The organism is Achromobacter sp. JD417 (assembly GCF_041879325.1).
GTDB lineage: Bacteria > Pseudomonadota > Gammaproteobacteria > Burkholderiales > Burkholderiaceae_B > Achromobacter > Achromobacter mucicolens.
The window spans coordinates 3,712,042-3,725,375 of sequence record NZ_CP087159.1 but is presented as its reverse complement, the minus strand read 5'-3'; the positions used below and the strand labels follow the sequence as shown (position 1 = coordinate 3,725,375).

The following is a 13,334-nucleotide window of genomic DNA, read 5'->3' as shown; positions in this document are numbered from 1 at the left end:
TTGCCGCCATGCCGCGTTTTGACCGTCACGAACTGCTGGACAAGTTTCGCGCCATGGTGCGCGCCCGCACGCCCATCGTGGGCGGGGGCGCGGGCACCGGGCTGTCGGCCAAGTGCGAGGAAGCGGGCGGCATCGACCTTATCGTGATCTACAACTCGGGCCGCTACCGCATGGCCGGCCGCGGTTCGCTCGCGGGCCTCCTGGCCTACGGCAACGCCAACGAGATCGTCGTGGACATGGGCCGCGAAGTGCTGCCGGTGGTCAAGAAGACGCCGGTGCTGGCCGGCGTGAACGGCACCGACCCCTTCTGCGATTTCGATGTCTTCCTGGACGATCTGAAGCGCCAGGGCTTCGCCGGCGTGCAGAACTTTCCCACCGTCGGCCTCATCGACGGCAACTTCCGCGCCAATCTTGAAGAGACGGGCATGGGGTACGCGCTGGAAGTGGACATGATCCGCCTGGCGCACCAGAAGGGAATGCTGACGACGCCCTATGTCTTTAACGAGGACGACGCCGTGGCGATGGCCCGCGCGGGCGCGGACATCATCGTGGCGCACATGGGCCTGACCACCGGCGGGTCCATCGGCGCCGAAACTGCCTTGACCCTGGACGATTGCGTGGGCGCCATCGACCGTATCGCCGAGGCCGCGTTGGCCGTGCGCCCGGATATCATCGTGCTTTGCCATGGCGGTCCGATTGCAATGCCCGAGGATGCGGCGTACGTGCTGCGCGCCTGCAAGCATTGCCACGGCTTCTACGGCGCCAGCTCGATGGAGCGCCTGCCGACCGAACAGGCCCTGACGGCCGCCACGCGTGAATTCAAGAACCTGACCTTCTGATCCGCATTGCCGCAGTTTCCCCCTGATTCGACGCGCATCGCGTCCGCCGGAGCCCGTATGCCGCACACCGTACACATCACCGCCATCGTCAACGCGCCGCTGGACAAGGTCTGGCCGTTGTTCCGCGACTTCAATGGTCTTGGGGGCTGGCATCCCGGCGTAGCGCAAAGCCGCCTGGAAGAGGGCGGCCGCCACGACGCCGTGGGCTCGGTGCGGCACCTGACGCTCAAGCCATCCGGCTTCGTGCGCGAACAGCTGCTGATGCTGGACGATCCCAATACCGCACTGCGGTACTCGATCATCGACACCGACCTGCCCATGCGCGACTACGTCGCGGGCATATCGCTGCATCCCGTCACCGAGGGGGGCGGCACGCTGGTGCAGTGGTGGGCCGACTTCCGCGTGGAAGGCGCGCCGCTCAGCGATGTGGCTGAGGCCGTGGGACAGAACGTGTTCGCGGCGGGATTGGCTGCGCTGGATGAAAAGCTGCGCGGAAAGTGAGGGTGTCAGACACCCATTGGCTCGATTAGTGCTTCTGCCGCCCCGCAGATAGTCGGCGGCAGCCCGGAGGTAGCTGAGCCGTTCGCAGGTAGCCGTGGATGGCCGCGATCAATGCCTGTGCCGCCGGGCTCAGCGGATATTCCTTGTTGCGGATGATGCACAGCGTGCGCACCACGGTCGGGCGCGCCAGCAGTGCGTAGGCCAGGCCCGGTTCCATCACGCGTTGCGCAGCCAATGCCGGCAGCAGCGCCACGCCCATGCCCGCCTTGACCAGCGCCGCCTGCGACGTGGTGCTGGACGCTTCATAGAACGGCGCCGCGGCCTCGATCGGCAGGTCCGCGCGGGCGCGCAGCAGCGCCATGATCCCTGTTTCATCCACCACGCCCACCAGCTTGCGGCCGGCCAGATCGGACCAGCGCATCGCGCCGTCGCGGCCCGGGTGCAGACTGGCGTCGTCCTGCCGGTAGAGCACGCCAAAGCGGTCCTCCAGCAAGGCGTCGAACTGCAGGCCGGGGGCGTCGGCCCAGCGGCTGGTCAGGCCAAAATCGACCTCGCGCGCGGCCACCTTGCGCTGGATGCGGCCGGAGTTGTCGTCGCTGAGATACACGCGCACCGCCGGATACTGCGCGGCGAACACGGCGGCCGCCGGTGCGATGAGCTGCGTGATGGCGGACGGCGCCGCCGCCACGCCTACCCGCCCGCGTTCCAGCGCGCCAAAGCGCACCACGTCCTCGATCACGCCGTCAAAATCGGCCAGCAGCCGCATGACGCGCGGCAGGAATTCCTCGCCGGCCGGGGTCAGCAGCACGCGCCGGCTGGTGCGCGCGAAGAGCTGCGTGCCAAGCGCGTCCTCAAGCTGGCGCACCAGGCTGGTAACCGACGACTGCGTCTGGAACAGGCGTTTGGCGGCGTGCGTGAAACTGGATTCCTGCGCCACCGCGACGAACGCGGTCAGGTGCTTCAACGTGACGTGCTTGGGCAGACGATGCATTTCAAAATGCGATAGATGGATCAATAAAAACAATTTTTCCAGATTGATCGCCCCGACGATACTAGGGCCTTCATCAAGGCAGGAACACCATGCAGGGCACTCTGGATCTGATCATCGAAGGCGGCTGGCTCATCGACGGGCTGGGCGGTCCGCGCCAGCGCGCCGACGTGGGCGTGGCGGGTGAGCGCATCGCGGCCATCGGCGACCTGTCGGCAGTCAAGGCCGCCCGGCGCGTGGACGCTGCCGGCAAGATCGTGGCGCCCGGCTTCATTGACGTGCACGGCCATGACGACCTGATGTTCGTGGAAAAGCCGGACCTTGCCTGGAAAACCAGCCAGGGCGTCACGTCGGTGGTGGTGGGCAACTGCGGCGTCAGCGGCGCGCCCGCACCGTTGCCCGGCAATACCGCGGCCGCGCTGGCGCTGCTGGGCGAGACGCCGCTATTCGCCAGCATGCAGGCCTACTTCGACGAATTGCGCGAGCGCCAGCCGGTGATCAATGTGGCCGCGCTGGTGGGACACGCGAATCTGCGCCTTGCGGCGATGCGCGACCCGGCGGCGCAACCGACCCCCGCCGAACAGGAATCCATGCAGCGCATGCTGGCCGACGCGCTGGACGCCGGCGCGGTGGGCTTTAGCACCGGCCTGGCCTATCAGCCAGGGGGCGTGGCGCAACCGCCCGAACTGGAAGGTCTGGCGCGGGTGGCGGCGGCACGGGGCGCGATGCACACCAGCCATATCCGCAATGAAGGCGATGCGGTCGAGGCCGCCGTGGACGAGGTGCTGAGCATCGGCCGCAACACCGGTTGCGCTACCGTGCTGTCGCATCACAAGTGCATGATGCCGCGCAATTGGGGCAAAAGCGCCGCCACGCTTGCCAACATCGACCGCGCCCGTGCCGAGGGCGTGGACGTGGCGCTGGACATCTACCCGTATCCCGGCAGCTCGACCATCCTGATCCCCGAGCGCGCCGACACCATCGACGACATTCGCATCACGTGGTCGACCCCGCATCCAGAGTGCAACGGCGAATACCTGAGCGATATCGCGGCGCGTTGGGGGTGCGACAAGACGACGGCGGCCGAACGCTTGTGCCCGGCGGGCGCGATCTATTTCGCGATGGACGAGAACGAAGTGCGCCGCATCTTCCAGCACGAGTGCTGCATGGTGGGCTCCGACGGCCTGCCGAACGACGCGCATCCGCATCCCCGGCTGTGGGGCAGCTTCACGCGGGTCTTGGGCAGATATGTGCGCGAGGCCCGTCTGGTGACGCTGGAGGCGGCCGTGGCCAAGATGACCGCATTGCCCGCACGCGTTTTCGGCCTGACGGACCGCGGCCGGATCGCCGTGGGCGCATGGGCCGACATCGTGGTGTTCGATGCCGAGACGGTGATCGACCGCGCCACGTGGGAGGCGCCGACGCTGGCATCCGATGGCGTGGCGCACGTGCTGGTCAATGGCACACCGGTATATCCGGCCGCGGCAAACATGCCGCGGCCTGGCCGCATCCTTCGCCGCGATCCGGCCGCGGCGCAACCCCTTTCATAACAACAGCCGTTCCAGGAGATCCACCATCATGTTCCGCAAGACTTGCGCCGCCCTGGCGCTGGCCGCCGCGATGCCGGCCGCCCATGCTGCCTTTCCCGATCGTCCGATCACCCTGATCGTGCCGTTCCCGGCCGGCGGCCCCACGGATATCGTCGGCCGCGTGGCCGCCGCCAAGGCGGGCGAGATCCTGGGCCAGCAGATCGTGGTCGAAAACCGCACCGGCGCGTCCGGCACCATCGGCATGACCGCCACGGCGCGCGCCAAGCCGGACGGCTACACCGTGGGGCTGGCCACCGTCAGCACGCACGGCACGGCGCCCCACCTGTTTCCCAACCTGGCCTATGACCCGGTCAAGGACTTCACGCCCATCAGCAACCTGGTGACCAGCCCCAACATCCTCAGCGTGAATCCGAATTTTCCGGCCAAGACGCTGGCCGAGTTCGTGACCCACGTGCGCGCCAATCCCGGCAAGGACGGCTACGCCAATGCGGGCGCAGGCGGCGTGAACGACCTGGGCATGATCTGGTTCCTGCAGATCATCGGCGGCAAGATGAACAGCATTTCGTACCGCGGTTCGGCGCCTGCGCTGACCGACACGGTGGGCGGCGTGGTGCCGGTGATCTTCGACAATTTCCCGTCGTCGCTGCCCTACGTCAAGAGCAATCACCTAAAGGCGCTGGCGATCACCGGCACGGCGCGCAACCCGCGCCTGCCGGACGTGCCGACCTTTGCCGAGCAAGGCTACAAGGATTACGACGTGACGGCGTGGTACGGCGTGGTGGGTCCGGCCAACATGCCGGCCGACGTGCGCGACAAGCTGGCCGATGCCTTTGCCCGCGCGGTGCGCGACCCGGCGACCGCCGCAAAGATGGAAGAGACGGGCGCGTTTCCGCTGGGCAACACGCCGGCGCAGTTTGGCGAGCAGATCAGCACCGAACGCGATCGCTGGAAGACGGTGATCGACCGCGCGCAGATCAAGCTGCAGTAACCGGTCCGGGCAATTCGGCTCCCGGCGCGGCGCGCGTTCAGTACACGTCGCGCCGGTAGCCGCCTTCATGCTGCAGCGCCTGCAGGCGGTCCTCGCCCAGGATCTCGCGCAGCGCGGCATCCACGCCGCCCGCCATGCCTTGCAGGCTGCCGCAGACGTACACGGCGGCCCCTGCGTTCACCCAGTCGCGCAGGGCGCCGGCCTGTTCGCGCAGGCAATGCTGCGCGTAGCGGCGTTCGGCCTGGTCGCGCGAAAACACCCAATCCACGCGCGCCAACGTGCCGTCTTGCCGCCACGCGTCGATTTCGTCGCCGCAGAACCGGTCGTGGGCGGCATTGCGCTCGCCAAAAACCAGCCAATTGCGAAGGTGCCCGGCCGCGCGGCGCGCCTTGATGAGCGCGCGCAGGCCGGCCAGGCCCGTGCCATTGCCAATCAGGATCAGCGGACGGCCGTCCTTGGGCGGATGGAAATTGCGGTTGGCGCGCACGCGCAGCGCGATGTCGTCGCCGGGCTGCGCAATGTGCGTGAGCCAACCGCTGCCCAGCCCCAGCGCGCCGTCCGCGCCGCGCATCTGGCGCACCAGCAGTTCGATGGCGCCGTCAGCGGGCAATGAAGCGATGGAGTATTCGCGATGCGCCTGCAATTCGCCGCCGCGTTCCCGCCGGGGGCCGATCTCGGCGATGTCGCCCGCCTGCCATGCCGCGGGGCTGCCGGCAGGCGGCGTCAGGGTCAGCAGGTAGCAGGGGCCGCCCTGGCTATCGGGATTGAGCAACGTCCGGCCGGCCAGGCGCCACGTGTCGTAGACCGGCGCTTCCCAGTCGGGCAGGTCGCTGCGGCCCGCCAGCAATCCCAGGTGATGCTGCCAATGACGCAGCGCGGCCGCGTCGTCGTTGTCCACCTCGACCAGGTCGAAGAGCGGCGCCGCGCCCTGCGCGTGAAGCCAGTCGTCCAGACGGTGGCCGAAACCGCAGAACTGCGCGTATTCACTGTCGCCCAGCGCCAGCACGGCGTAGTGCGCGCCCGCCAGCGCGGCGCCTGGCGGCGTCGCTTGCATCATGCCGGCAAAGGCCGCCGCTGCGTCGGGCGGATCGCCTTCGCCGTACGTGCTGACAACGAACAGCATGCGCCGGTACGCCGCCAGCCGTGCGATGTCCAATTGGTCCAGCGAGGCGACGCGCACGGTCAGGCCGCCGGCGCGCAGCGATTCCGCGGTCTGCGTGGCCAGGGACTCGGCATAGCCGGTCTGGCTGGCATAGGCGACCAGCAGGGCGTCTTCGGGCGCGGGGGCGCCAAGGGCCTGCAGCGCCAGCGCATGTTGCGCGTCTTGGCGGCGGGCGCGCCGCCAGGCCCACAGACACAGCAGCAGCCAGGCCAGCACCACGCACGCCGCTGCAATCAACCGGGTATGAGGCATCAGCATTCAGGGCGCAAGGGCCAGCGCCTCGAACTGCGGCGTGGCCACGACGCGCCAGGCGTCTTCCCCGCGCAGAATGAAAAGCGCCGCGAGGCCATGGCGGCGCGCGTAGGCCAGTCCATCGGTGTCGCCCAGCACCGTCAGCACGGTGGCCAGCGCGTCGGCCTGCATGCAGACAGGGTGCAGCACCGTCACGGACGCCAGCGCATTGCGCACCGGCCGGCCGGTGCGCGGGTCGATGGTATGGGCGTAGCGCGCATCGCCGTCGCCCGCGTGGCGCCGGTAGTCGCCGGACGTGGCGATGCTGCAGTTCTCCAGCGGCAAGGCCAGCGCATGGTCGTCGCTGGCGTCGGGCACCTCGATGGCCACGCGCCACGGCTGTCCGTCGGGGCGTTTACCGCGCGCGCGCAATTCGCCGCCGACTTCGACCAGGTAATCGGTGATGCCCAAGGCATCGAGCGCCATCGCGGCGCGGTCCACGCCGAACCCCTTGGCGATGGACGACAGGTCCAGATACACGCCGCCGGGCTGCCACGCCGCGCGGCGGTCATCGTCCAGCCGCACACGTTGCCAGCCGCAGCGCTCGCGCGCCGCCTGGACGGCGGCGGGCGAGGGCGGTTCGAAGGCGCGCTGATGCGGACCGAAACCCCACGCATTCACCAGCGGCCCCACGGTAGGGTCGTAGGCGCCGCCGCTGTCTTCGGCCAGCATCAGCGCATGGCGCAGCACATGGAAGAATTCGGCCGGCAGCGTCTGCCAGCCAGGCGCGGCGCGGTTGTAGCGGCTGATGTCGGCGTCCGCCTCCCATGTGCTCATCTGCGCGACCACTTCGTCCAGCGCGGCCTGGATGGCTTGCCGCGCCGCCGCGTCGGCCACGCCCGCGGGCAACGCCATGCGCGCGGACCACGTGGTGCCCATGGTGGCGCCGGCCAATGCGGCCGGGCGCGCGGGCATCGCGCCATAGGCGATGCGAACGGCGGGCGCCGCCGCGCCGCGCGGCGCATAGGAAGGGGCGTTGGCCACGCGCGCCGATGCCTTACGGTTGCAGGACTTCGACGGTGCCCGCGTACGACAGGCGGCGCTTCTTGGCCTGCGGCACGGTGACCTTGGCGTCTTCCATGCCGGCTTCGATCCAGTACAGGCCGGGCTGCGGCCACTTGACCGTGAACTTGCCGTCCTTGTCGGTCTTGACCGCGATCTCGCCGACCTTGTCGCGATAGCGGCTGCCGCCGGGCACGACAGTCACGTCCAGCGCCGCGGCGGGCTGGCCGTCCAGCAGCATCTGGAACGTGGCGGCCTCGTCCGTGAAGAGGTCGTTCGGGTGCGTCACCGGCGCCAGCTCCAGGCCGCGGCCCACGGGCTTGACCGCCGACGGCTTGCCCGCGGTCACGAAGGTTTCGACGCGGCCCAGGCTTAGCGACACTTCAAGCTCATCGGCCTTGGCCGGGACGGCCTGCGCCAGTCCGTCGGCCTTGCCGAAATAGCGCTTGTTCTTGCCGTCTTCCTTCCAGCGCGCGAACACGCCGTCGTTGACCACGGCCACGCGGTAGGTGCCGGCCTGCTTGAGCTGCAGATCGAAGGTGCTGCGCAGCTTGCCGCGGTTGATGTTTTCGGCTTCGGCGGCATTGCCGTCCGGCGCGGTCACGGTCAGACCGTCCAGGCGCAGCGGTGCGTGGTTGAAGTAGAACTTGTCGTTGCCGACCGCGGCGTCCACGGTGATCCAGCTATCGGTGCCCGACAGCACGGTGGAGGACGGCACGATCCAGACGTCATGCGCGTGGGCGGCAAAGGGCAGGCACAGCGCCAGCGCGGCGGCCAGTTTGGCGGCGGTTTTCATCGTTGCGTTCCTATAGGACGGGGTCAGGGTTTGAGGTCGAGCGCGATGGCGCCCAGTTCGTGTTCGCCGCGCGCGGCCAGTTGCTCGGCCTTTTGCGGCGGCCACTGGAAGGGGATGCGCACCAGTTCGCGGCCGCCCACTTCGCGCGCGGCTTCGACCACCACGGCGTACTGCCCGGGCTTTAGCTGCGCCAGGGGCTTGCTGGCCGCGTCAAAGGACAGCGCGTGCTTGCCCACGGGCTTGGTCGCGCCGCTGACCCCGTCCACCGGGAACTGCTGGTTGCGGCCGCTGCGGCGCCACCACTGGCGCATGTCCTTGAGCCACTCGGTGCCTTCGTTGTTTTTCTTGGCCACGTCGTACCAGACCGCCAGGTCGGCGGCCACGCTCTGGTCGGGGTTCTCGATCCAGATCGCCACGTAAGGGCGGTGGTATTCGGCCACGTCCAGACGCGGCACCTCGACGGACAGGCCGATGTCTGCCGCGTGGGCCGTTCGGGCGATCAGGCCGGCGAGCAGCGCCGGCAACAGCAACTTGCGCATGGAAATCTCCAGGGCGTATCGATGGAATCAATGGATGAAAAGCAGCGCCAGCACCAGCGGAATCACGAGACCCAGGCCCACCATCGGCCAGGTCGCGCTGCGGTTGCCGGCGTGCATCTTGAGCAGCACCAGCCCGGTTAGCGAAAACACCAGACAGGCGACAGCAAAGATGTCCAGGAACCAGCTCCAGGCAAGGCCCGTGTTGCGGCCCTTGTGCAGGTCGTTCAGGTACGAGATCCAGCCGCGATCGGTGCGCTCGTATTCCACGTCGCCGCTGGCGCGGTCGATGGACAGCCAGGCATCGCCGCCCGCGCGGGGCAACGACAGATAGACCTCGCCATCCGACCATTCGGCGGGCCTGCCGGCCGTCGAGGCGTCCAGCGCGTCGTCCAGCCAGGCGGCGACGGCGGCGGGCAGGGGCGCCTTCTTTTGCGTGGGCGTGGCGGCAAGCTGCTGGAGCGCGGTGTCGGGCAGGCGGACCTCGCGGCTGGTCACCACGGCCTTCGATTCGATGTGCGACGCGTTGTTCAGGGTCAGCCCCGTCACGGCGAAGAGCAGCATCGCCACCATGCAGAGCGCAGCGCTGATCCAGTGCCACTGATGCAGGGTCTTGAGCCAGTAGGCGCGGCGTCGGGGAACGGGGTGGGTGTCCATGGAATATGAGGCGGGAAGCGGGCGGATTCTAACATTTAATGAGAATTACTCTTAAAAAAGCCTGGCCTTTGCGCGCGCGAAAATTTCAATCGATTTCGGGCCGAAATGCCTGTCGCGCCGAATCTGAACGACAGCTGAACGCGTGTCACCCGGTGCGCGCGCTGCCCGGCGGGGCTAAGATAGGCCACCCTTTGCAAACACCGGAGGTCGTCATGCTGCAACAGCAAGTCGTGGATCAAATCGGTCGTCATTGGGGGTGGGTGGCGCTTCGCGGCGTCGTCGCCATCCTGTTCGGGTTCATGGCCATGTTCATGCCGGCCATCACCTTGTCGGCGCTGGTGCTGGTGTGGGGCGCCTTCGCGCTGGTGGACGGCGTGCTGGCGCTGATCGCGGGATTGCGCATCCGGGATAACGGCAAGCCGTTGTGGGCGCTGATCGTCGTGGGCCTGCTGGGCGTGGCGGCCGGCATCGTCACCTTTCTGTGGCCGGGCCTTACCGCGCTGATCCTGCTCTATATCATCGCCATCTGGGCGATCGTGGCGGGCGTGTTCCAGATCATCGCGGCCGTGCGCTTTCGCAAGGCCATCCGCAACGAATGGCTGCTGGGCCTGTCCGGGCTGGTTTCGGTGATCTTCGGCGCCATGCTGATCATGCAGCCGGGCGCCGGCGCGCTGGCGCTGGTGTGGGTCATCGGCATCTACGCCGTGTTTTTCGGCATACTGCTGCTGGTCTTTTCCCTGCGCCTCAAACAACACGGCAACGCCTGAGCTCCATGTCCGCTTATCAAACGCTAGTTCCCCTGAATTTCCTGGCCGTGGGCCTGGGCGCCATGTTGGGCGCGTGGGCCCGCTGGCTGATGGGCCTGTGGCTCAATGCCGGCTCCTGGCCGTGGGGCACGATGGCGGTGAATCTTGCGGGCGGCTACCTGGTGGGCGTGGCGCTGGCGCTGGTGGCCGGGCACCCGGAATGGCCGGCCTGGGTGCGGCTGGGGGCCATCACGGGTTTCATGGGCGGGCTGACCACGTTCTCGACCTTTTCGGCGGAAACCGTGGCGATGCTGGAACGCGGGGCGTACGTCAGCGCGCTGAGCTACGCCGGATTCAGCCTGGCTGGGTCGCTGGCGCTGACGGCGGCGGGTCTGGCCACGGTCAGCCTGCTGCGCTAGCCGGCACCACCTGCGGCGGTCAGGCGCCGTCCGGAGGCGTGGCAACGGGCGCGGGCAGCCACGTGGGCTGGCCAGGCATGTCGTGCGCCTGCATGTCCATGCGGTATTCGTAGCGGTCCGGCCGATAGCGCGCATGCAGCCATTCCACCGGCCGGCCGGACGCATCGCGCACCACGCGATGCAGGCTGAGCAGGGCCGACCCCACCGGCACGTCCAGAAGCTCGGCGATGCCGGGTTCGGCCAGCACGGCCGAAATCGATTGCTCGGCCCGCGCCACGTGCACGCCCAGATCGCGGAAGATGGCGAGCAGGGGTTTGGCGCCCAGGTCCTTGCGGCGGATGCGCCGGCCGATGTCGTCCGGCACGAACGTGGTCAGGTACGAGAACGGCTGTCCTTCGTGGCTGCGCACGCGCACGGCGCGCTGCACAAGCGCGCCCGGCGGCAGTTCCAGGCGCGCGGCCACCAGCGGCGTGGCCGGCGCGGTGTCCAGTTCCAAAAGGCGCACCTGGGTGTGCATGCCCATGCGGGCCAGGTGTGCCATCAGCGCGTCGATGCCCGCGCCGTGCTGCGGCGCCCCGAACGTGGCGGGCGCGAGGGCAAAGGTCCCACGCCCCTGACGCCGCTCGATGAGGCCATCGGACGCCAGCGCGTCGAGCGAGCGCCGGATCGTCAGGCGCGACACGCCGTATTCGGCGGCCAGCGCGTTTTCGCCCGGCATGGCGCTGTCCGTGGCGAATCCGCCCGCTTCCAGCCGTTGCTTCAGCAGCAGATAGACCTTGTGATAAAGCGGCAACGGGCTGGCGGGCACGAGGGGACTCCTGGTTGAGGTTCAGTCGACGGTCGCGCCGGTGAACTTGACGATCTCGGCGTAGCGCGCGATGTCCTGGCGCACGAACTTGTCCAGTTCCTGCGGGCTGCTGCTCACGGCAGTGGCGGCCTCGCCCTCAAGCAGTTTGCGGAACGACGGCGTATCGACGGCCTTGCGCGCGGCCGCGTTCAGCGCCGCCAGCTTGTCGGCCGGGAGCTTCGCGGGACCGAAGAGCGCGAACCACGCGTTCGATTCGAAACCCGTGATGGTATCGCCGATGGGCGGCACGCCGGGAAACTGCGGCAACGGCTTCGGGCTGGATACCCCCAGCGCGCGCAATGCACCGCTCTTCATGTGCGGCAGCGCATTGAGCGAACTGGCGAACATCATGTCCACCTGCCCGCCCAAGAGGTCGGTGATGGCGGGCGCCGTGCCCTTGTACGGCACGTTCAGGATGTCCAGGCCCGCCATCATCTTCATGCGCTCGCCGGCCATGTGCAGAGAGGATCCGATCGCGCCCAGCGCCATCGTGTACTTGCCGGGGCTGGCCTTCACCAGCGTGACGAACTCCGGCATGGTGCGTGCCGGGAAGTCCTTGCGCACGACCAGCACGCTGGGTACGTTGGCCAGCATGCTGATGGGCGTGAAATCGGCCACGGGGTCGAAGGGCAGGTTCCGGTAGAGCGTCGCGTTGATGGAGAAGCTGGTGAACGTGACCAGCAAGGTGTTCCCGTCGGGATTGCTCTTGGCCACGTAGTCCGCGGCAATGTTGCCGCCCGCGCCCGGTTTGTTCTCGACCACCACGGGGCGTTTCAGGTCCAGCGCCATGTGCTGCGCAATGCTGCGCGCCACGGTGTCGGTGGTGCCGCCCGGCGGCGCGCCCACCACCAGCCTGATGGCGTCGTTTTGGGCAAGGGCGGGGGCCAGCGGCATGGCGCATGCGGCCAATAGCGCGCAGCCCGCGGCGATTCGATGCAGTCCCGGCATGAGTTGTCTCCTGATATGTTGTATTGAGGACAATACAAGTATAGGAAGACTGCACGGGGTGCGCCAGCGCGTTTGCCCTACCTGCGGTCATTGCACGGGCGCGTTGCCCGTTCCTGGCGCCTTGGCGTATTCCATGATGGCGATGTCCCGGAAAGCCTGGATCAGCGCCAGGCGCGGCGACACGCGCGACCAGATCAGGCCAAAGCGGCGCGGCTCGCAGTGCTCGGGCAGTGGCAAGGCCAAGAGGCCCAGCCGTTCGATCGTGCCATTGGTCGATTGGGGCAGGATCGCCACGCCAAGATCCCGGCTCACCATGACCGCGATCGATTCGATCGCGTTCAATTCGAACCGGTCGCGCGGCGTGATGCCGACGCGGCGCAGGTAGTCGTCGACATGGCGTCCGCTCCAGTCGCTGCGCTGGTAGCGGATGAACGGCTCCGCGGTCAGCAGGCTGTGCGGGTGCCGGCCCGCATGGCGCGGGGCGGCCGCCAGCACATAGGGTTCTTCGCGCAGCAACTGCCAGCCCAGGCTCTTGGACAGGGGGTAGGGCGCCTCCAGCGCGATGGCGGCGTCCAGCTCGCCGCTTTCGATGGCCGGATAGAAGCGGGCGGAATGCCCGGGCTGGATCTCCACGCTGATGAGCGGATGGCGTCCGACCAGATGTTCCAGAATGGCCGGCACCATCGAGTTCAGCGCCGTGTTGCCGGCGCCCAGCCGAAGCTCGCCCATCATCTCGCCGGAGCGCGCCAGGTACCGGATCTTTTCGATGCGTTCCAGGACCTCGCGCATCGGTCCGATCAGCTCGATCGCCTTGGCCGTCAGGTGCACGGTGCGCCCGGCGCGCGCGACCAGCGGCACCCCCAGTTCCTGTTCCAGTTTGCGCACCTGTTGCGCCACGGCGCCGTGCGTCAAGCCAAGGCGGCGCGCGGCCTCGGCCATGGAGCCGTGCTGGGCGACGGCGGATAGCGTGTGCAGGAAGTCGGTATTCATGATGATAGGAATTCTATCTTTTTATCGTATGCCCGCTTTCCCCTGGCAAGCGCCCGCGCGATCACAATGCGCCC

General features: G+C 68.2%; 15 protein-coding genes. 6 read left to right on the top strand and 9 right to left on the bottom strand.

Annotation, left to right across the window (positions count from 1 at the left end; genetic code table 11):
- Positions 1 to 8 precede the first annotated feature (8 nt).
- Positions 9 to 839 carry a phosphoenolpyruvate hydrolase family protein gene (locus LN047_RS17155; RefSeq protein ID WP_056324151.1) on the top strand — a complete coding sequence of 277 codons (831 nt, stop codon included), beginning with the start codon at positions 9 to 11 and terminating at the stop codon, positions 837 to 839.
- A 57-nt stretch (positions 840 to 896) separates the two neighbouring features.
- Entirely contained in the window at positions 897 to 1,340 is a 444-nt protein-coding gene (locus LN047_RS17150) for an SRPBCC family protein (protein ID WP_373979678.1), read from the top strand.
- Between the two features lie 25 nt (positions 1,341 to 1,365).
- Here LN047_RS17150 and LN047_RS17145 read toward each other — a convergent pair whose 3' ends face one another.
- On the bottom strand, positions 1,366 to 2,331 hold the full coding sequence (locus LN047_RS17145; RefSeq protein WP_338615685.1) for a LysR family transcriptional regulator: 966 nt from the start codon (positions 2,329 to 2,331) through the stop codon (positions 1,366 to 1,368).
- Positions 2,332 to 2,420: 89 nt separating this feature from the next.
- Between LN047_RS17145 and LN047_RS17140 the strand changes: the two genes are divergently transcribed.
- Positions 2,421 to 3,878, top strand: a complete 1,458-nt coding sequence (locus tag LN047_RS17140) for an amidohydrolase family protein (RefSeq protein WP_373979677.1) — start codon at positions 2,421 to 2,423, stop codon at positions 3,876 to 3,878.
- Between the two features lie 28 nt (positions 3,879 to 3,906).
- Positions 3,907 to 4,866 (top strand): tripartite tricarboxylate transporter substrate binding protein BugE, encoded by a 960-nt coding sequence (locus tag LN047_RS17135; RefSeq protein WP_179689427.1) that lies wholly within the window; start codon positions 3,907 to 3,909, stop codon positions 4,864 to 4,866.
- 37 nt (positions 4,867 to 4,903) lie between these two features.
- Here LN047_RS17135 and LN047_RS17130 read toward each other — a convergent pair whose 3' ends face one another.
- The 5 genes from LN047_RS17130 to LN047_RS17110 are packed head-to-tail and all read right to left on the bottom strand — an operon-like array spanning position 4,904 to position 9,310.
- On the bottom strand, positions 4,904 to 6,280 hold the full coding sequence (locus tag LN047_RS17130) for a sulfite reductase subunit alpha (RefSeq protein WP_373979676.1): 1,377 nt from the start codon (positions 6,278 to 6,280) through the stop codon (positions 4,904 to 4,906).
- 6 nt (positions 6,281 to 6,286) lie between these two features.
- Positions 6,287 to 7,303 (bottom strand): FAD:protein FMN transferase, encoded by a 1,017-nt coding sequence (locus tag LN047_RS17125; RefSeq protein ID WP_373979675.1) that lies wholly within the window; start codon positions 7,301 to 7,303, stop codon positions 6,287 to 6,289.
- Positions 7,304 to 7,316: 13 nt separating this feature from the next.
- Positions 7,317 to 8,117 (bottom strand): DUF4198 domain-containing protein, encoded by an 801-nt coding sequence (locus LN047_RS17120; RefSeq protein WP_373979674.1) that lies wholly within the window; start codon positions 8,115 to 8,117, stop codon positions 7,317 to 7,319.
- A gap of 23 nt (positions 8,118 to 8,140) precedes the next feature.
- A complete protein-coding gene (locus LN047_RS17115) occupies positions 8,141 to 8,656 on the bottom strand; it encodes a DUF2271 domain-containing protein (RefSeq protein ID WP_373979673.1) in 516 nt (171 codons plus the stop codon).
- Between the two features lie 27 nt (positions 8,657 to 8,683).
- On the bottom strand, positions 8,684 to 9,310 hold the full coding sequence (locus tag LN047_RS17110; protein WP_373979672.1) for a PepSY-associated TM helix domain-containing protein: 627 nt from the start codon (positions 9,308 to 9,310) through the stop codon (positions 8,684 to 8,686).
- 212 nt (positions 9,311 to 9,522) lie between these two features.
- Between LN047_RS17110 and LN047_RS17105 the strand changes: the two genes are divergently transcribed.
- Both LN047_RS17105 and crcB read left to right on the top strand, forming a co-directional pair.
- The gene (locus LN047_RS17105) at positions 9,523 to 10,077 is read left to right on the top strand and encodes an HdeD family acid-resistance protein (RefSeq protein WP_262760828.1); all 555 of its coding nucleotides are present in this window, start codon (positions 9,523 to 9,525) and stop codon (positions 10,075 to 10,077) included.
- 5 nt (positions 10,078 to 10,082) lie between these two features.
- Positions 10,083 to 10,475: a fluoride efflux transporter CrcB gene (gene crcB, locus LN047_RS17100; RefSeq protein WP_056324169.1), complete on the top strand. Its 393-nt coding sequence runs from the start codon at positions 10,083 to 10,085 to the stop codon at positions 10,473 to 10,475.
- Positions 10,476 to 10,494: 19 nt separating this feature from the next.
- Here crcB and LN047_RS17095 read toward each other — a convergent pair whose 3' ends face one another.
- The 3 genes from LN047_RS17095 to LN047_RS17085 form a co-directional block, all read right to left on the bottom strand.
- Positions 10,495 to 11,283 (bottom strand): GntR family transcriptional regulator, encoded by a 789-nt coding sequence (locus LN047_RS17095; protein WP_271265318.1) that lies wholly within the window; start codon positions 11,281 to 11,283, stop codon positions 10,495 to 10,497.
- 21 nt (positions 11,284 to 11,304) lie between these two features.
- Positions 11,305 to 12,270, bottom strand: coding sequence for a tripartite tricarboxylate transporter substrate binding protein (locus LN047_RS17090; protein ID WP_226846240.1), 966 nt, complete (start codon positions 12,268 to 12,270; stop codon positions 11,305 to 11,307).
- Between the two features lie 87 nt (positions 12,271 to 12,357).
- A complete protein-coding gene (locus tag LN047_RS17085) occupies positions 12,358 to 13,260 on the bottom strand; it encodes a LysR family transcriptional regulator (protein ID WP_226846239.1) in 903 nt (300 codons plus the stop codon).
- Positions 13,261 to 13,334: the final 74 nt, after the last annotated feature.